20 protein-coding genes and 1 pseudogene are annotated in these 17,485 nt (G+C 35.9%); 9 read left to right on the top strand and 12 right to left on the bottom strand.

The window, feature by feature from the left end; all coding sequences use genetic code 11:
* Window positions 1-65: 65 nt before the first annotated feature.
* A complete protein-coding gene (locus A9996_RS01520) occupies window positions 66-866 on the bottom strand; it encodes a TIGR00266 family protein (RefSeq protein ID WP_066430136.1) in 801 nt (266 codons plus the stop codon).
* Window positions 867-964: 98 nt separating this feature from the next.
* Window positions 965-1,420, bottom strand: a complete 456-nt coding sequence (locus A9996_RS01515) for a DUF4442 domain-containing protein (RefSeq protein WP_066430264.1) — start codon at window positions 1,418-1,420, stop codon at window positions 965-967.
* 143 nt (window positions 1,421-1,563) lie between these two features.
* Here A9996_RS01515 and A9996_RS01510 point away from each other — a divergent pair, with 143 nt between their 5' ends.
* The 5 genes from A9996_RS01510 (at window position 1,564) to A9996_RS01490 (ending at window position 6,162) form a co-directional block, all read left to right on the top strand.
* Window positions 1,564-2,010: a DUF4870 domain-containing protein gene (locus A9996_RS01510; RefSeq protein ID WP_066430135.1), complete on the top strand. Its 447-nt coding sequence runs from the start codon at window positions 1,564-1,566 to the stop codon at window positions 2,008-2,010.
* 196 nt (window positions 2,011-2,206) lie between these two features.
* Complete coding sequence (locus A9996_RS01505; RefSeq protein ID WP_066430132.1) at window positions 2,207-2,551, top strand: PadR family transcriptional regulator; 345 nt, start codon at window positions 2,207-2,209, stop codon at window positions 2,549-2,551.
* On the top strand, window positions 2,544-4,373 hold the full coding sequence (locus A9996_RS01500) for a PspC domain-containing protein (protein WP_066430130.1): 1,830 nt from the start codon (window positions 2,544-2,546) through the stop codon (window positions 4,371-4,373). The genes A9996_RS01505 and A9996_RS01500 overlap by 8 nt, the downstream gene beginning before the upstream one ends.
* Window positions 4,374-4,494: 121 nt before the next feature.
* A complete protein-coding gene (locus tag A9996_RS01495; RefSeq protein WP_066430128.1) occupies window positions 4,495-5,217 on the top strand; it encodes a head GIN domain-containing protein in 723 nt (240 codons plus the stop codon).
* Window positions 5,218-5,328: 111 nt separating this feature from the next.
* Window positions 5,329-6,162, top strand: coding sequence for a GIN domain-containing protein (locus tag A9996_RS01490; RefSeq protein WP_066430124.1), 834 nt, complete (start codon window positions 5,329-5,331; stop codon window positions 6,160-6,162).
* A 91-nt stretch (window positions 6,163-6,253) separates the two neighbouring features.
* Here the strand turns inward: A9996_RS01490 and trxB are convergent, their stop codons facing one another.
* Window positions 6,254-7,234, bottom strand: coding sequence for a thioredoxin-disulfide reductase (gene trxB / locus A9996_RS01485; RefSeq protein ID WP_066430122.1), 981 nt, complete (start codon window positions 7,232-7,234; stop codon window positions 6,254-6,256).
* A 237-nt stretch (window positions 7,235-7,471) separates the two neighbouring features.
* On the opposite strand from trxB, the gene A9996_RS01480 reads away from it, so the two are divergent.
* Window positions 7,472-7,867 carry an arsenate reductase family protein gene (locus tag A9996_RS01480; protein WP_066430120.1) on the top strand — a complete coding sequence of 132 codons (396 nt, stop codon included), beginning with the start codon at window positions 7,472-7,474 and terminating at the stop codon, window positions 7,865-7,867.
* A 60-nt stretch (window positions 7,868-7,927) separates the two neighbouring features.
* On the opposite strand, the gene A9996_RS20065 is transcribed toward A9996_RS01480, so the two are convergent.
* The 4 genes and pseudogenes from A9996_RS20065 to A9996_RS01470 form a co-directional block, all read right to left on the bottom strand.
* Entirely contained in the window at window positions 7,928-8,095 is a 168-nt protein-coding gene (locus A9996_RS20065; RefSeq protein ID WP_169817231.1) for a hypothetical protein, read from the bottom strand.
* 37 nt (window positions 8,096-8,132) lie between these two features.
* Window positions 8,133-8,295: pseudogene (locus A9996_RS19440) on the bottom strand (DUF1328 family protein).
* Between the two features lie 110 nt (window positions 8,296-8,405).
* Entirely contained in the window at window positions 8,406-9,056 is a 651-nt protein-coding gene (locus tag A9996_RS01475) for an SOS response-associated peptidase family protein (protein ID WP_066430118.1), read from the bottom strand.
* A gap of 166 nt (window positions 9,057-9,222) precedes the next feature.
* Complete coding sequence (locus A9996_RS01470) at window positions 9,223-9,672, bottom strand: ferritin-like domain-containing protein (RefSeq protein WP_066430116.1); 450 nt, start codon at window positions 9,670-9,672, stop codon at window positions 9,223-9,225.
* Window positions 9,673-10,346: 674 nt separating this feature from the next.
* Here A9996_RS01470 and A9996_RS01465 point away from each other — a divergent pair.
* Window positions 10,347-11,387, top strand: a complete 1,041-nt coding sequence (locus A9996_RS01465; protein WP_066430112.1) for a helix-turn-helix transcriptional regulator — start codon at window positions 10,347-10,349, stop codon at window positions 11,385-11,387.
* Window positions 11,388-11,391: 4 nt separating this feature from the next.
* Here the strand turns inward: A9996_RS01465 and A9996_RS01460 are convergent, their stop codons facing one another.
* Genes A9996_RS01460 through A9996_RS01450 form a run of 3 tightly spaced genes read right to left on the bottom strand, consistent with a single transcriptional unit; the run spans window position 11,392 to window position 12,360 of the window.
* Window positions 11,392-11,595, bottom strand: a complete 204-nt coding sequence (locus tag A9996_RS01460; protein ID WP_066430111.1) for a DUF6327 family protein — start codon at window positions 11,593-11,595, stop codon at window positions 11,392-11,394.
* Between the two features lie 3 nt (window positions 11,596-11,598).
* Window positions 11,599-11,949 (bottom strand): phage holin family protein, encoded by a 351-nt coding sequence (locus A9996_RS01455; RefSeq protein ID WP_066430109.1) that lies wholly within the window; start codon window positions 11,947-11,949, stop codon window positions 11,599-11,601.
* Between the two features lie 3 nt (window positions 11,950-11,952).
* The gene (locus tag A9996_RS01450) at window positions 11,953-12,360 is read right to left on the bottom strand and encodes a YtxH domain-containing protein (RefSeq protein ID WP_066430105.1); all 408 of its coding nucleotides are present in this window, start codon (window positions 12,358-12,360) and stop codon (window positions 11,953-11,955) included.
* A gap of 240 nt (window positions 12,361-12,600) precedes the next feature.
* Between A9996_RS01450 and A9996_RS01445 the strand changes: the two genes are divergently transcribed.
* Together A9996_RS01445 and A9996_RS20060 are read left to right on the top strand one after the other, a co-directional pair.
* Entirely contained in the window at window positions 12,601-13,965 is a 1,365-nt protein-coding gene (locus A9996_RS01445) for an NAD-dependent succinate-semialdehyde dehydrogenase (RefSeq protein ID WP_066430103.1), read from the top strand.
* A gap of 10 nt (window positions 13,966-13,975) precedes the next feature.
* The gene (locus tag A9996_RS20060) at window positions 13,976-14,128 is read left to right on the top strand and encodes a hypothetical protein (protein WP_169817230.1); all 153 of its coding nucleotides are present in this window, start codon (window positions 13,976-13,978) and stop codon (window positions 14,126-14,128) included.
* A 142-nt stretch (window positions 14,129-14,270) separates the two neighbouring features.
* On the opposite strand, the gene A9996_RS01440 is transcribed toward A9996_RS20060, so the two are convergent.
* Both A9996_RS01440 and scpA read right to left on the bottom strand, forming a co-directional pair.
* Window positions 14,271-15,104 carry an endonuclease/exonuclease/phosphatase family protein gene (locus A9996_RS01440; protein ID WP_083993810.1) on the bottom strand — a complete coding sequence of 278 codons (834 nt, stop codon included), beginning with the start codon at window positions 15,102-15,104 and terminating at the stop codon, window positions 14,271-14,273.
* 138 nt (window positions 15,105-15,242) lie between these two features.
* Window positions 15,243-17,384: a methylmalonyl-CoA mutase gene (gene scpA / locus A9996_RS01435; protein ID WP_066430102.1), complete on the bottom strand. Its 2,142-nt coding sequence runs from the start codon at window positions 17,382-17,384 to the stop codon at window positions 15,243-15,245.
* Window positions 17,385-17,485 lie beyond the last annotated feature (101 nt).

Genomic DNA, 17,485 nt, shown 5'->3' with positions numbered 1-17,485 from the left:
TAGTAAAAAAAATGACATTAGCCTACAACCATGTAGACTTTAACAAATTGGATTTAACCTTGCCTTTAAAACCGGTTGTCTCCATCCAGTATATTGCCCAATCCACCAAGAATACTGCCTTCTCCCCTATCTTTTCCTCCACCTTGTGGCGCACTTGCCCATACTCGGGCTGCCAATCTACTAAACGGCAACGACTGAATATAGACAGTTCCCGGGCCTTGGAGCTTGGCATAAAACAACCCTTCACCACCAAATAATTTGTTTTTAATGCCACCTATAAATTCAATATCATAATCTACATCTTGCGTAAATCCTATCAAACATCCTGTATCTACCCGCAAGGTTTCTCCAGCTTGAAGCACCTTTTTGGCCATGGTGCCACCTGCATGAACAAACGCCATACCGTCACCTTCCAATTTTTGCATGATAAAACCTTCACCGCCAAAGAAGCCTCGTCCTATTTTCCTCGAAAATTCAATACCCACGCTCACCCCTTTTGCAGCACAAAGAAAAGCATCCTTTTGACAGATAAACTTGCCTTGGAATTCTGTGAGATCAATAGGAATTATTTTACCTGGATAAGGAGACGCAAAGGACACGTTCTTTTTACCAGAAAGGGTATTGTAAAACGCAGTCATAAACAAATTCTCACCTGTAAGAATCCGTTTTCCAGCACCTAATATAGAGCCTAAAAAGCCTTTGTTTTGCTCAGAACCATCACCAAAAATGGTTTCCATTTTTATACCATCGTCCATCATCATAAAGCTTCCGGCTTCTGCAATGACGCCTTCTTGTGGATCGAGTTCGATCTCCACATATTGCATTTCTTCGCCGTAGATCCGGTAATCAATTTCGTGTGCTGTCATGGTTGTTATTTTTATTATTATTTTTAATTCTTTGCTATATTGGTACGGAATTTTTCAAAATTGTTACAAAGGGTTAAAATTCCATATCCTTCATGCTTCTAACTTCTGACTTTTATCGTCCATTCAAAGTTAAAATTTGAAACTTCAATACCATCTTCATTGGTACCAACTGAATTCATCCAAATAGTCTGTCCTTCTCCAGTCTCAATAGTTTTCTTTAGTGCTGCATCAACTTTTTTACCATCAGTGCAAACAAAATTAATACGTCCCGTTGCCTTTTTCGTAAAGGAAGCATTGTTATTGGCTACTAACATTGATATGGGCTTGCCACTATCTTTTATTTTTGACATTACCAATGCGCCTGTTGTCAACTCCGCAGCCATACCTTGTACAGCCCAGAACATTGAATTAAATGGATTTTGATTGATCCATCTGTGTTTGACACTTACTTTACATTGCTCATCATCAATAGACTTTGCTCTCACGCCACACAAATAGGCCGATGGTAATTTGAAACCCAAAAATACGTTGAGTTTTCTTGGAGATATTTTCATCATAAATATTTAGGTATCGCTAAATTATCGAATTTATTCCAAATTCCAATTTGTTAATTTTATGTTAAAATATACTACTATGTTTTACATAATACCTTCTTTTGGATATATATTTGTATAAGCAACTATTATATACTTTTAAAATGATCGACAACCATCAAAAAAATATCGCAACATTCATCCATTTATCGACCTTTTCAAGATTCATAATTCCTTTTGGAAATTTTATTGGTCCCATAATCCTATGGACGATCAATAAAGAGAAATCTGAATTTATAGATGCACATGGTAAGCAAGCCATTAATTTTCAAATTAGCATTTTATTATATGCTGTAATTTTGGGCGCGTTGACCATTCCATTTTTTATTTTCAATCTTTTGTCTCATATCGATTTTTTAGATTTTAACGGATTTGATAATGTCCACATTAATATAGGCAAGCCTTCGCCTCTACTTTATATTACTGGCGGTTTTGGGGTTTTGGCTATCATAGGATTTATTCTAGAACTTATATTTATAGTCGTGGCAAGCTTAAAAGCTAGAGATGGCGAATTTTATAAATATCCTTTGACCATCAATTTTTTAAAATAGTATTTCATCAACCCGCCCTTACCGAAAAGGCGCGTCAGGCCGGGTAATCAATCAATCAAAGAATGAACAGTTTAACATTAAATCAAGAGAACATGACACAAACATTGTCTACCATCATCAATCAAACACAACACAGCTCTTATGCATCCCAAAGCTTTAGGAGCATAAAACTATTATTAAACAAAAGAACAGACTTATGAAAATTGAAAATACAAAAGCACAAATGCGTAAAGGTGTTCTAGAATATTGCATACTCTCCGTCCTAAAAGATGAAGATGCCTACGTAGCAGAAATTTTAGACACCCTTAAAAACGCAAAGCTGCTTGTCGTGGAAGGCACAATATACCCTCTACTGACAAGGCTGAAAAATGCCGGCCTTTTAAATTACAGATGGGAAGAATCTACCTCAGGACCACCCCGTAAATATTATGGTCTTACAGAAACAGGCAAATTGTTCCTGAAAGAATTGAATACCACTTGGAGTGAATTACAGAACGCAGTTAACTTAGTAACCAACACAAAAAAATCAAGAAATGAATAAGACAGTCAATATAAACTTAGCAGGTATATTTTTTCATATTGATGAAGATGCATACTTAAAATTGCAACGCTATTTGGAGGCCATCAAACGTTCATTTACTGACTCTCAAGGTCGTTCTGAAATTATCGCCGACATAGAAGCACGTATTGCAGAACTCTTTAATGAGCGCGTTCAAAACGACAAACACGTCATTAGAATAAAAGAAGTTGATGAGGTGATTTCGATCATGGGTCAGCCAGAGGATTATTTGGTGGATGATGAGATTTTTGAAGATGAACCACAAACCAATTATCAACATAAAAACAACAGCAGCTTTTCTAAAAAATTATTTAGAGATACAGATAACTCATACATTGGTGGCGTTGCCTCAGGACTTGGATACTATTTAGGGATTGATGCGGTTTGGGTGCGTTTAATTTGGATCCTTTTAGCCTTAGGCTCTGGAGGAACATTTGTGTTCATCTATATCCTCTTTTGGATGCTGGTTCCTGAAGCTCTCACTACTGCCGAAAAGCTGACTATGACTGGAGAACCCGTCAACATTAGCAACATCGAAAAAAAAATAAAAGATGGGTTTGAAAATGTCTCACAAAACGTTTCTGATGCCGTAAAAAATATCAATTTGCCCAAACAAGGCAACCGAATCAAATCAAGTTCCAAGAACTTTTTTGATACCATAGGCGATATTATTATGTTCTTTTTAAAAGTGTTTGCAAAATTTGTAGGTATCCTCTTGATGATCATAGGAGCCGGAATGCTCATTGCCTTAGTGATTGGATTATTTTCAGTGGGTGTTGCTGATGCCATACATATTCCTGGAATTGACTTATTTGATGCTGCTAACGCTTCAAATGTTCCTATTTGGCTAATGTCAATGCTCTCGTTCTTCGCCATTGGTATTCCCTTCTTTTTCATTTTCTATTTGGGACTGAAAATATTGGTGAACAACCTAAAGTCTATAGGAAATGTTGCAAAATTCTCATTGTTTGGTTTATGGCTTATAGCCATCATAGGTTTGGTCATTGTAGGCATCAAATGGGGTAGCGAATATTCTGAAGAGGCTATGGTTCAACAAACCGAAAGTTTCAATATTACTGCCAAAGACACACTTTACTTAAGTATGGCCCACAATAGGTCATACAGCAAACAATTTGGAAGACACAGCAACGACTTGAAACCTATATATGATGAAAACGATCGTAAATTACTTTATTTAACTGATGTTAGCCTCATTTTGAAGTCCACAAGAGATTCCGTGGCCTCTATCAGGATTGATAAAAATTCAAGAGGAAATTCGTATCAAAATGCTAAAATGCGAGCTGAAAAAATCAATTACAATTACAAATTGACAGGCAACAGACTCGATCTTGATGGCTTTTTAACGACTGCTTTTGAGAATAAATTTAGAGATCAAGAGGTTGAAGTAACGCTGTATTTACCTGAAGGAACGGTCTTGTTTGCTGATAAGAACACAAACTCTTTCCATAGGAATTCTAATTTCAGCTTTAGTTCTGATTTTGGAAATTATAAAGAACATATGACATTTAAGAACAGTGACGATATCTTTGAAGATGGCTTGGAAGGTCATTATCTTCAGATTTCAAACAACGAAATCAAATGTTTGGATTGTCCTGAAGATTTTAAGATCAAGGTGGACATCAATGACGATGGTTCTGAATTGAAGCTAGATGAAAATGGTCTCAAAATTAAAAGTGACAGTAATTCTCTCGAAATCAATACTAATGGTGTTAAGTCTAATAATGAAAGGGTTAGAGTCAATATTGACAGCAATGGCATTGAAATAACATCAGACGACAATTAACAACCTATCATTATAAATCAACAGTTCAAGTATTTAGGTTGGTCATCAACAACTATTTAATAGATATTTGAATTAATAATCAACCTGCTACGACATTGGCGTAGTTAAAAAACCAACAATTATGAACACATTAATTAAAATTATCGTGACCTCCATTCTGAGTTTAAGCCTGTTTTCCTGCAATTTCGATTACAATTTTGGCGTTAAGGGCAACGGAAATGTGACTACTGAGGAGCGCACTATCGAAGGAACTTTTGACCACATTGAAGTGAGTCGTGGACTTGATGTCTATCTCACCCAAGGCGACACTGAAAGCTTAACAGTTCAGGCAGATGAGAATTTGCATGACATTATCATTACTAAGGTTGAAGGCAATACGCTCAAGATTTATGCTGATGAGAACATTAGCTATTCTGAAGCACAAAAGGTAAAGGTGAGCTTTAAAACTATTAGAAAAATTTCTGCTGCCAGTGGTAGTGATGTTTATGGAACAAACACCATCTCATCAGTTGATTTAGAACTTGATACCGCCAGTGGCAGTGATATGGATTTAGAGGTAAAGGTCAGCAATTTAGTATGTAATGCAGCAAGTGGCAGTGACTTAAAACTTAAGGGGGCGGCTGATACTTTGGTAGCTAATGCCTCTAGTGGGAGCGATATTAACGCAACAGACTTGATGACCTTAGTTACAAATGCCAAAGCATCCAGTGGTGCTGACATTAAAGTAAATGCGTCCAAAGAACTGACCGCCAAAACTTCAAGTGGAGGCGATATAACGTTTGCAGGAAACCCTGAAAAAATCAATAAATCTGACGATGTATCAAGTACTGTAAACCAGCACTAACACGAGAAATTTAGCAGTCCACTAACGTGTTTTTAAAACCATTTCAAAGCTTGTTAAAAGTTTGGGATGGTTTTTGTTTATATTTGTTAGTATAAACCTTAAATCGTTAAAATGAATAAAATCATTTTTACATTTCTATTGGCACTTATTTCCACCGCCTACACCTCTGCACAAGATGAAGAGAAAATCAAAGGTGATAGAAATGTGACCATAACCCAAACCTATATTGATCCATTTAACAAGATTGTTGTAGGCGAAGATTTTTCTGTTGAAATTATCTATAACAGCAAACCTTCCGTTGAAATTGAAACAGACAGCAACCTTCATGAATACGTTATTTTTGAAGTAGTTAATGGCACCCTAACCTTTAAAACTACCAAAAAAATCACCTCCAGTAAACTCATGAACATTAAGGTCAACTACACTGATGGATTGGAAAACATTGAAGTTTTGGAAGATGGTGAAATCCGTTCTTTGACCTCTTTGGAGTTGAAAAACGCGACGCTAAAAACGACAGGATCGTCACGCGCCTATCTGAATATAAAAACGAATGAATTCAACTACACAGCATCAGATAAGTCAAAAGTAAAATTGAATGTCAATGCCACCAACGCTGTCATTATTCTTAATGATAATGTGAAGATGGATGCCTTGCTCAATTCAAAAACAGCTAAAATTGACCTCTATCAGCGTGCCACCGCTAATTTGGAAGGCACCTTAAATAGCACTCAGTTGCGCGTGGACAATTCATCTACCTTTAATGGAAAAGAATTTTTGACCACTACCTGTAGCATCATTGCTGAAATGAGTAGTGCAGCTACCATACGTGTCAATGACACGGTAACTATTGAGGCCACCGGTAATAGTGAAGTGTATTTATATAACGAACCAAAAATAACCTTGATTAAGTTTGTTGGAACTTCAAAGCTACAGATGAAAGAGTAAAGAAAATTATAAGTTAGAAATACTAAAAGTGCCAAAAGTTTAGTTGATAACTGAACTTTTGGCACTTCATAATTTAAAATATTTTTAACCTTTAGTAATTGGTAGCCGTATTAACTTCAAAAGTAGAATCTATTGCAGCTAAATAGCGTTCAGCGTCCAAAGCGGCCATACATCCCGTACCTGCAGCAGTAATGGCTTGCCTGTAAACATGGTCTGCGGCATCCCCAGAAACAAAAACACCTTCTACATTAGTTTTTGCAGTTCCTGGTATATTGATGATATAGCCTGTTGGATCCAACTCTAAAAAGTCTTTGAAAACACCAGTATTTGGTGTGTGCCCAATAGCGACAAAAAAGCCGGTTACAGCAATTTCACGCACCTCGCCGCTTACATTATTTTTTACTCGAACACCTGTCACTACTTGCCCATCACCCAAAACCTCCTCGGTATCAGTATTAAATAAGATGTCAATATTTTTGGTGTTTTTCACTCTTGTCTGCATAATTTGTGAAGCTCTAAACTCATCACGTCTTACCAACATAGTTACTTTTTTGCAAAGTTTTGAAAGATAATGTGCTTCTTCACAAGCAGAATCACCTGCTCCTACAATAACAACTTCTTGATTTCTATAAAAGAATCCGTCACAAATAGCACAAGCAGAAACGCCTCCACCTAGTTTCAAATATTTTTGTTCTGATGGTAAGCCTAAATATTTCGCAGATGCGCCTGTGGAAATGATTACAGTTTCACAGTGAATTTCCTTGGTATCTTGCACCCACACTTTATGTACATCTCCTGAAAAATCAACTTTTGTAACCCAGCCGTCTCTGACATCAGTTCCAAAACGTTCAGCTTGTTTTTGCAACTCTATCATCATTTCAGGTCCTGTAATACCATCTGGATATCCTGGAAAATTTTCGACATCATTTGTGGTTGTCAATTGCCCCCCTGGTTGCGCCCCTTGGTAGAGTACTGGAAACATATTTGCTCTAGCTGCATAAATAGCAGCTGTAAATCCTGCTGGTCCTGACCCTATAATTAGGCATTTTACTTTCTCTATTGAATCTGACATCATATGTATTACATTTTTAACTTAACAAAAATAGATATTTTGATACAAAACCCTCCATAATATCATTAAAAGTTATTATTTAACAATTGCTTTTGACAGTGTATTATTTCGTCTTTTTTTTATATATTTATTTTTTTACCCACATTTCCATATACTTGACTTAGTGTTCTATTCTTCAAGTGTTTAATGGATATCAAAATAGGACAAAATAATTCAATATCTTAATTATAAAATCAAATGGGCGTGATTTCAACAGACAAAAACGAAATAAAGTTGTTCTTTCATTCTGAAAGTTCAATTGGAAAGCAAGTACTAGCATATGTTTTGGCTTCTGAGAAGAAAATACTAACTATAGATATTTCAAAAACTAATGTTACCGGAACCCAATGGGTTGAGTTGGCCAAAGGCTTGGGAGTTTCTATTTCAGATCTAATCGATCAGGAACATCCCGATTTTGTAAAAAATTATGGAGATCATCCAAATTTGGACCAGGAAGATTGGTTAAAATTACTCGACAAACAACCCGAAGTGCTCACTAAGCCAATTGCCATTATAGGAAATCAGTATGTTCAACTCGAATCCGAAGCGGACTTTGTAAAATATATTGAACCAGATAGTAAAGACGTAAAATAAGAAGAGGCCGTCATTAAAATGACGGCCTCTTTTCTTATAAAAATGTAGATCCTACATTTATTAGTTAACAGCATCTTCAACATCGTCAGCCGCATCTTCAACTGCGTCTCCAACATCATCTGCTGCTTCTTCCAATTCAGTCTCATTTGTTTCTCTACAACTGGTAAAAGTTGTCATTGCCGTTCCTAAAGAAAAAAGGATTGCAAAAGTCATCATTAGTTTTTTCATAATTTCAATTTTGGTTTAAAGTTATTAAATATAGCTTTTATTTTTTTAATCCACCTCTCAAGAGAGATAAAATGAAAAGCACTATAAAAATAAAGAAGAAAATTTTAGCTATTCCAGCGGCACCTCCAGCAATACCACCAAACCCTAAGATACCAGCGATAATAGCAATTACTAATAAAAATAATAGTCCAACGTAACATTAATTTTTTGATTTTAGTTAATGTACAATAAAGGTACATTTTAATAGAGCATAGGCCTTAACGTAATCAAAAGAGAATTTAACTCAAAAGCATGATATCAAAAAACGGCACTATTTCATGGACGGTATCAAACGGCTATCAATTTCATAAGTAAACTTTAACGAAATGTGATCTGCACATAACCTATTAATTTGATCTATTGAAGTTGATCTATCAAGCCATTGCTTTAGTTCATCAGCATTTAAAACGAGCGGCTTCAAATTGGAGATATTTGGAATGTTCTTAAAAGATTCATCTACGTCAGTAACTACCAAAGAGCATGTTAAAAATCCATCACTAAGTTCATTAAAGATGGCCGCTATTGGAAATGGTTCAAAATTTGGAAGATGTACATGGCACCTCTCTACAGATCCTTTGGTCAAGAAGGTGGTATAAAAACCAGAAGCAATAACCACACATCGTCGCTTTTCAAGCGCTTTATTGTAGACTTTATGGTCATTTTGAAGCAACTCCTTTTTAACATTCAAAGTATTGAAAACATCTTGAAAGACACTCCAATTGTCCTCAAAATCTTCAGGTAAAAGCCCCCAGATGGCGTAACTAACCTTTTTAGGTTCAGAAATTGTAATCACAGAAACCGTTGACTCTTTTAATCCCTCAATAAATTCTTCAGGTTTATAAAGGTTTGGAAATTCAAAAGTTACGTGAAATTTTTTTTCAATTAATTCCTTACTGGCGATGTTGGAGATTTTGTAAAACATTGTTAAAAATTCTGTATCTAAGTAACATCTATTTAATCGTATGATTTAACTTGAATGCTTCAATTAATAACGCAAAAAAGGCATCATTTTGTTTTGAACTAGATCATTGGATATAGAAAAGGACACCTGAAAAAAGTGCCCTTTGAAATATACATGTTTATAATCATTAGTTAAGATCTTCCAATCTTTTAATTTTTGTAAGACCTTGTTCTATGGTAGTTTTTTGAGACTCCAACAATTGTTTTGTTGAACCAGGAAGAGTACTTTCTTTAAGCACATCATGATATTCATCTACTGAAGCTTTTTCACCTCTGATGGCTTCTTCCAACATAGACTCATCATCGTCAGCTGAAAACCATGATTTAACTTCCATCCACGTGCGATGTGTCGCTCCTGCAATACTGCCACCTTTGTCTGGCTCTTGACCAAAATTCTTCATTTCCGATTTCAATTGGTGTCCAAAATCGTAGCGTTCCTGAGCTTTATTTGAAAAATATGTTTTAAGCCCTGAATGTTCTGCATTTTCAGCTGCTTTCTTGAAACCCTTCTCGGCGTCATAGGTCTTCTCAAGCAAATCGTTTAATTTGTTACCTAATTTATCTGTGTAATTACTCATAATTGTTGTTTTAAAGTTTTTATAAAGTTACATGTCAATACTATAAACAGTTACTTCAATACAGTGGAAAATTGACGCATTTAATTTAGGTTCAAAATATTAACCTTTTGTTCACTTTCGCTAAGTTCTTTTTCTTGTTGAACTATACTTATTCTGGTTAGGTCATACGTAATTGCAATGTAAAGTTGATGGGTTCTGTTGGTATTGAATAAGGAAGTTGATAGAACAATTCTCGGAGCTCATTTAGTGTCAAACTTTTTATTTTGAGGATCAAACTTATCTGCTTTTTGTTCTTTAGCCTCGAGAATAATAAGAATTAACAGGGTCAGCGTAAGACAAAAGAAAACCTCAGCATTTTGAAGTGTTGCTGAGGTTGTTCTCCCTAACTAACCAACCAGTGTATAGAGTACTAGACTCTTTTTGTATACCACTAAATTATATAGTTAGATCTGTTCCGGCGATCTCTATTCAAAAAAAGATTGACTGTATTCAGTTTTATCTTTTCGTATATCTAAAATATTATAAATTTGTGAAAGATTTTTAAAATATTTAAGATGGACTGAACACTGTTTATATTTGTTTAAAACAAATTTGCGTTCTGAATCTTTTTTTTGCTTACTCTCTATTTTTTTAAAAATTTATCGTGCCAACCTTTTACATATTTTGAGAATGTTATGATACAAGTAGTCACCAAAGCTGAGAGCACTGAAGATGCTTTAAGACAGATCCAGGATTTTTTGGGAGGAGATATTAGCGAACGATGGGGAGAATACACCTTAGCTTTTGACAATGACATCGCAAAAGGCTGCATCAGATGTATTACTTTTGACTGGGGCGTAAGTTTAATGGAATTTGATGCCATATTCTTTGAAGATATTCTGTTTATTGATGATAATGAGAATAGCAATCCTATACACTTCTCATATTGCTCGCAGGGCTACTTCAAACATCGCTTTGAGGACCAAGATGAATTTAACACTATAGAACAGTACCATTCTTCCATCGTAGTTGCCAAGAAAAAGCTTAGACATTTTACGCTTTTTCCTAAAGGCCTACATACTATTATTAACAATATCCGTATTTTAAGAACCGAATTTAAAAAGAAACGTAACAATCAACTCTCAGAACTTAATGAAAAACTTCATAAGGTATTTGTAGATGAAAACCATGAAGATGCATATGCCTATTACAGTCCCATCCATTTAAGAATGGAAGATCATGTCAAGGCTCTTCGAGATCTTAGCACTTTAGGCATAACTCGTATCCTTCAAATAGAAGGTGAAATTTACCACTTGTTGTCCATGCATATTGCACGACATGATAGATATCAGAAAAATGAAGCTGTACCAAACTCTTTACTAAAGGATGAGTTGAAAACCATTAGAAGGCACGCAAAAAAAATATTGAATGATCCATCCGTAAGTTATAATTTAGATCAAATTTCTAGAGATTCTGGGCTTTCTCAAGCCAAATTACAGGAAGGATTCAAATTCTTGTATGCCAGAACGGTCACAGAATATATCAGACATATACGCCTCGAAGCTGCTAGAGATCTTATGAATACAACAGATTTGAATATTTCTCAAATTGTGTACACAATAGGTTTTACCAGTAGAAGTTATTTTTCTAAAATCTTTAAGGACAAGTATAAATTGACACCACACGAATTCAGAAAGCAGATTGTTGTTTTAAATGTTGAAGAAATTGAAAATTGAAAATTTATTTTCCAATAATTTTTTTTAATAATACAAAAACACCGTATTTTCCAGCAAATTTCAAGCCCGTACTCACCCAATTGAATGGTCTTAAATCTTCTTGAAATTCATTTTTGACGACCTTTAATTCTTCCCACGCAATTTCTCTTTCAAGTTTAAGCTTATTCAACTCATAATCAATATCATCAAAGGATTTATAGCTTTTCATAGTTTAATCTTTAAAAATTTTGATTTGAATTTTTTTAATTATTTGTTCATCAATCAGGTATCTTGCCTTGTAGATAATCAGAGCCACTATTAAAAAGAGAACACCAACAATTAGATAACCCAAGGACACGTGGCCCAGTAAATGACCCAGATAAATAGCCAAAGCAAAAGCCAAAAAAATTAAACCTATAAATAATACAGCCCCAATAATTAAAGCCTTCCCAACCATACTAACGGTATAAGAAACTTGCTGAAAAATTTTTAATTTAACATACTCGCGAGTTTTATCAAAGTATCTTTCTCCAATATCTGTCGCTTTATCGGAAGTATTATTTATAGATTCAAAAATATTCATAATTTAGATTTGTGATTTTTGGACTGGCGATTTTTGTAGTGTTTTGTTTTTTTCTTTGAGCTCAGCCAATCTGCGTTCCAAAGTCGAAATGACATCTTCAGCTTTATGGCTTGTATCAGAAACAATAGACTCTACTTTTTCGTCAAGAGTCTGTTTTTTATGGCCTACAGTGTCTACAATATCATCTTTCCAGCCTGCAGCTCTATTAGCCAAATGTGATGCTCTATTAGCAATATTCTCTTTTGCTGCCAAAGCGCCCTCAGTAAGTCTTTCCTTAGCAGATATAGCTTCATCAGAAATTCTTTGTCTCGTGTTAACACCTTTATCGGGTGCGAATAAAATTCCTAATGTTGCTCCAATTGCAGTACCAGCCAAAATGCCGATAAGCGTATTACTACTATTATTTCCCATAATATTTTCTCGTTTTTTAAATTGTTAATATTGATTTACAAGTTCTATCAAATTTATAATTAAAAATTAATCTCTGTTAGCTCAAAAAAATAAAATGTTAACTAATACACAATTGTTCTTGCAGACCTTAATTATTTCATATATTTTCGATAATGACTCGTCTTTATTATAATAAAAATAGACTTATTAACCAAAATGTTAAATCAATTTACGACGAAATTAACATAAAACAAGGCCAATATGAATAATTCCATCAAGACTGTTAATCCTTTTAACAACAATTCTATAAAAGAATATAAATTTCACACCTCTCAAGAACTTGAAGCTATTTTAAGTACCGCTAACGATAGGTTCTATGAGTGGCGAAATACATCCATTAAAGAGCGCTGCAGGCTCTTATCGAGTCTTGCACAAATTATGGAGGACGATAAACAAGAGCTGGCTGAACTGATGACTCAAGAAATGGGCAAACCTATAAACCAGAGTATTTCAGAAATTGAAAAATGCGTCTCACTCTGTGATTTTTATGCCACTAACGCTGATGATTTTTTAGCGGATGAACTTATAGAAACCGATGCCTCTGAAAGTTTTATAAGCTATGATCCTTTGGGGACTATTTTGGCCATTATGCCTTGGAATTATCCGTTTTGGCAAGTGATGCGGTTTGCGGTACCCACATTAACTGCAGGAAATACCGCGATTTTAAAACATGCCGCCAATGTCACAGGATGCGCTATGGCCATTGAACAACTTTTTGAAAAGGCTGGCTATCCTAAAGGTTGTTTTACCACCATTTTAGCAGATCATGATGCCATTGAAAATCTAATAAGTAATGACATCATTAAAGCTGTCACGTTGACCGGAAGTGAAAAGGCTGGTAAAAAGATTGCTGAAACTGCCGGTAAAAATTTGAAGAAAACAGTATTGGAGTTGGGTGGCAATAATGCATGTATTATTTTGGATGATGCTGATTTAGACAAATACATGGCCGTTATTGTAAATGCCAGAATGCAAAATACTGGACAAAGCTGCATTGCAGCCAAGCGATTTATTGTTACTGAGAACATTTATGATACCTTCTTAAAGCGCTTTAAAGAAAAAGTAGCAGAACTAAAGTATGGGGATCCAATGAAAGAAGATACTACTTTTGGCACCTTGGCAAGAACAGATTTGGCAGACACTTTAAAAAAGCAAATTGAAGATTCCGTTACTCTTGGTGCAACCGTAGTTATGGGAAACAAACAAGACAATGCTTATTTTGAACCAACAATACTTACGGATATCACTAAAGATATGCCCGTCTTTAAAGAAGAAACATTTGGTCCTGTTGCACCTATTATGAAAGTCAAAAATGCAGAAGAAGCTTTTAAAATGGCCTCAGAAACCAGATATGGTTTAGGCACTATGATTTTTACACAATCTATTGAAGTAGCCCAAAACCACATTGCGACTATTGAAGATGGCGCCTATTTTATAAATGAACTTGTAAAATCTGATGCACGACTTCCTTTTGGCGGCACTAAAGCTTCCGGTTATGGAAGAGAGCTTTCTAAGGAAGGCATCCACGAATTTGTAAATAAAAAAACAGTTTATATTAACCACTAAAGAAACACCTATGAGTTTAATTAAAGAAGATGATGAAAAAACGCGAGATTATATTTTGCAAAAAGATAAAACCACAAAATCCACAACCTTATTTGTAGCCATAGTGCTCATTGTTTTGATAGTTGGGGTAGTTTTATCAGGTTTGTATTTCGAATGGTTTTAAGAACTAGTCGACAGACATTAGAATCACGGCGCTGTTTATTGAAAAAGAACTTGACACGAAATATGGAGTGTTAAATACTGAATGCTTCTTTTTGGGCAAGCGTCGTTTTAATTTGATTTTTAAAATATTACTATTTCAGAACTTATTTAGTAATCTCGAGTTGCACATAAACAGGAAAGTGATCTGAAGGAAACTTGAAGTCAATGGAGCTTGAAAACACAGCATACTTCTTTACCCTAATTTGATCAGAAACCATAATATAATCAATGCGCCGCGTTACGGGTTCGTTATATTTAAAGGCATTAGATGTGCCTTCAGGTCCAAAGACTACTTCGGCTTCTTCTTTAGAATCCTTCATTTTAGACATTATAACTGATATCAATTCTGAATCAGGTTCTACATTAAAATCACCCATTAAAATTACGGGAAACTGTTGAGTGTTAAGGTTTTTAATCTCCTTCAAAATAAGCGTCATGCCTTCCTTTTGAGCAATTGTGCCAACATGATCTAAATGGGTGTTGAACACCCAAATTTTTTGGTTACTTTCTTTTAATGTAAACAGTCCGTAGGTGCAAACCCTTGGATAAGCGGCATCCCAACCCTTGGATATTGTTTCTGGCGCATTTGAAAGCCAAAATGTGTGTGCTTGTTCTACTGTTATTTTTTTGCTATTGTAATAGATTCCAGCATGCTCACCTTCTTGCCCACCATCTCGCCCTTCGCCGATAAATTTGTAATCTTTTAAGGCTTCTTTTAAATCTTTTACTTGATTTGGTCTTGCTTCCTGAACTCCAAGAATGTCAGGTTCTAGGAACATAATTTGGGAGCTTAAAAAATCCTTTCTATATGGCCATGCATTTTCTCCGTCAGACGCAATATCCAAACGTACATTGTACGTCATTACATTTAACTGCTGGCTTTTGGCACTTCCAAATACCATCAAAAAAATGAGTAGGTAAAATATATTAAACTTCATAATCAATTATTGAAATAATGCCTATGTGGAGCTACTTTAATGAGTTTCTCAGTAGCGTGTTGATCTGTTCCATAACTATTAAAGGCTTGCAAGCTTTGCACCTCTAAATAAAAAAATCAAACCTAATCTATCCCGTGGTTAATCCAACAAAATATCCAACATCTGAATGGCGGCATCACTGATTCGAGTTCCAGGGCCGAAAACTGCCACCGCACCAGCATCAAATAAATATTGGTAATCTTGTTTAGGGATGACGCCGCCCACAATCACCATAATATCTTCACGACCGTAATTTTTCAATTCTTCAATCACTTGCGGCACTAAGGTTTTATGACCAGCTGCCAATGACGATACACCTAAAATATGTACATCATTTTCCACTGCTTGTTTGGCAGCTTCTTTTGGAGTTTGAAACAGTGGCCCAATATCCACATCAAAACCAACATCAGCATATCCCGTTGCAACCACTTTGGCCCCCCGGTCATGACCATCCTGTCCCATTTTTGCAATCATGATGCGCGGTCTACGCCCATCTTGATCTGCAAATTTATCGGCAAGCTCCCGTGCTCTTTTAAAGGAGCTATCGTCTTTTATTTCTTTACTGTACACGCCTGAAAATGATTTTATCTGAGCTTTATATCGACCAAACACTGCTTCAAGCGCATCACTGATTTCACCCAAAGTAGCACGTTCTCTTGCTGCTTCTACTGCTAAAGCTAACAAATTACCTTCGCCTGTGCGAGCAACTTCTGATAATTTTGACAATGTCGCCTTAACTTTTTCAGTATTGCGTTCAGATTTTATGCTGTTTAAACGTTCTATTTGTGAGATTCTAACGGTTTGGTTATCGACTTCCAAGGTCGAAATTGGATCTTCTTTTTCCAACCTGTACTTATTGACCCCTACAATAATGTCCTGTCCAGAGTCAATACGTGCTTGTTTTCGAGCTGCGGCTTCTTCAATACGTAATTTTGGGATGCCCGCCTCGATAGCTTTCGTCATGCCTCCAAGCTCTTCAACTTCCTCTATTAATTCCCAAGCTTTTTGGGCAATGTCATGGGTCAGTTTTTCAACATAATAGCTTCCCGCCCACGGATCGACCGTTTTCGTTATTTGGGTTTCTTGTTGGAGAAACAATTGTGTGTTACGCGCTATACGTGCAGAGAAATCGGTTGGTAAGGCTATGGCTTCATCCAAGGCATTAGTATGCAAACTTTGAGTACCTCCAAAAGCAGCAGCTGTCGCTTCAATGGTGGTTCGTGCCACATTGTTGAAAGGATCCTGCTCTGTTAAACTCCATCCAGAAGTTTGGCAGTGGGTACGTAATGAAAGTGATTTATCGTTTTTAGGCTTAAATTGCTTCACCATTTTTGCCCATAACATTCGGGCAGCGCGCATTTTGGCAATTTCCATAAAATGGTTCATCCCAATGGCCCAAAAGAAAGTCAAACGCGGTGCAAAAGTATCAATGTCCATGCCCGCTTCGAGTCCCTTTTTGATATATTCCAATCCGTCGGCAAGGGTGTATGCCAATTCAATATCAGCAGTAGCACCTGCTTCTTGCATGTGGTAACCGGAAATACTGATACTATTGAATTTCGGCATATTCTTGCTCGAGTATTCAAAAATATCAGAGACGATTTTCATAGAAGGTGTGGGCGGATAAATGTAAGTGTTCCGAACCATAAATTCCTTTAAAATGTCATTTTGAATGGTGCCTTCCAATTGCTCAGGTTGCACACCTTGCTCTTCAGCCGCCACGATGTAAAATGCCATGATGGGCAATACAGCACCATTCATAGTCATGGATACACTCATTTTATCCAAAGGAATTTGATCAAATAGAATTTTCATATCCTCTACCGAGTCAATAGCCACGCCTGCTTTACCAACATCGCCCACCACACGTTCATGGTCAGAATCATAACCTCTATGGGTTGCCAAATCAAAAGCTACCGACAATCCTTTTTGTCCTGCCGCTAAATTTCGTCTGTAAAAAGCATTGCTTTCTTCGGCCGTTGAAAATCCAGCATATTGACGGATCGTCCAAGGTCTGCGCACATACATGGTTGAATAGGGACCGCGAAGGTTTGGTGCCAGTCCAGCTATAAAGTTGAGATGCTCTACGTTACTTAAATCATCTTTGGTATAAGTAGGTTGAATGTCAACGTCTTCCGCAGTTTTGAAGGTTTCAGATTGAGAAGATTCAAGACGCGTTCTCTCATCATCCGTCATCAGTCTTCGGTCCAGTTTAATATGTTGCAAATTCTTTCTACTCATTATTTTTTCTTTAAAAGATATTAAGGTCACTATCTTTTGATGAATGACATATCAATTTAATCACAATTTTAGATTCATAACAGAATAATGAATAAGATAGG

The sequence above is a fragment of the Gelidibacter algens genome, from assembly GCF_001678675.1.
GTDB lineage: Bacteria > Bacteroidota > Bacteroidia > Flavobacteriales > Flavobacteriaceae > Gelidibacter > Gelidibacter algens.
This window is presented reverse-complemented; position numbering and strand designations above follow the sequence as displayed.

Coding starts and splice junctions, on each gene's coding strand:
- A9996_RS01510 (WP_066430135.1), top strand. CDS start 1,564: ATGATCGACAACCATCAAAAAAATATCGCAACATTCATCCATTTATCG.
- A9996_RS01440 (WP_083993810.1), bottom strand. CDS start 15,104: ATGAAGTTTAATATATTTTACCTACTCATTTTTTTGATGGTATTTGGA.
- A9996_RS01505 (WP_066430132.1), top strand. CDS start 2,207: ATGAAAATTGAAAATACAAAAGCACAAATGCGTAAAGGTGTTCTAGAA.
- A9996_RS01450 (WP_066430105.1), bottom strand. CDS start 12,360: ATGGGAAATAATAGTAGTAATACGCTTATCGGCATTTTGGCTGGTACT.
- trxB (WP_066430122.1), bottom strand. CDS start 7,234: ATGTCAGATTCAATAGAGAAAGTAAAATGCCTAATTATAGGGTCAGGA.
- A9996_RS01470 (WP_066430116.1), bottom strand. CDS start 9,672: ATGAGTAATTACACAGATAAATTAGGTAACAAATTAAACGATTTGCTT.
- A9996_RS01520 (WP_066430136.1), bottom strand. CDS start 866: ATGACAGCACACGAAATTGATTACCGGATCTACGGCGAAGAAATGCAA.
- scpA (WP_066430102.1), bottom strand. CDS start 17,384: ATGAGTAGAAAGAATTTGCAACATATTAAACTGGACCGAAGACTGATG.
- A9996_RS01495 (WP_066430128.1), top strand. CDS start 4,495: ATGAACACATTAATTAAAATTATCGTGACCTCCATTCTGAGTTTAAGC.
- A9996_RS01500 (WP_066430130.1), top strand. CDS start 2,544: ATGAATAAGACAGTCAATATAAACTTAGCAGGTATATTTTTTCATATT.
- A9996_RS01475 (WP_066430118.1), bottom strand. CDS start 9,056: ATGTTTTACAAAATCTCCAACATCGCCAGTAAGGAATTAATTGAAAAA.
- A9996_RS20065 (WP_169817231.1), bottom strand. CDS start 8,095: ATGAAAAAACTAATGATGACTTTTGCAATCCTTTTTTCTTTAGGAACG.
- A9996_RS01455 (WP_066430109.1), bottom strand. CDS start 11,949: ATGAATATTTTTGAATCTATAAATAATACTTCCGATAAAGCGACAGAT.
- A9996_RS01460 (WP_066430111.1), bottom strand. CDS start 11,595: ATGAAAAGCTATAAATCCTTTGATGATATTGATTATGAGTTGAATAAG.
- A9996_RS01445 (WP_066430103.1), top strand. CDS start 12,601: ATGAATAATTCCATCAAGACTGTTAATCCTTTTAACAACAATTCTATA.
- A9996_RS01515 (WP_066430264.1), bottom strand. CDS start 1,420: ATGAAAATATCTCCAAGAAAACTCAACGTATTTTTGGGTTTCAAATTA.
- A9996_RS01465 (WP_066430112.1), top strand. CDS start 10,347: ATGATACAAGTAGTCACCAAAGCTGAGAGCACTGAAGATGCTTTAAGA.
- A9996_RS20060 (WP_169817230.1), top strand. CDS start 13,976: ATGAGTTTAATTAAAGAAGATGATGAAAAAACGCGAGATTATATTTTG.
- A9996_RS01490 (WP_066430124.1), top strand. CDS start 5,329: ATGAATAAAATCATTTTTACATTTCTATTGGCACTTATTTCCACCGCC.
- A9996_RS01480 (WP_066430120.1), top strand. CDS start 7,472: ATGGGCGTGATTTCAACAGACAAAAACGAAATAAAGTTGTTCTTTCAT.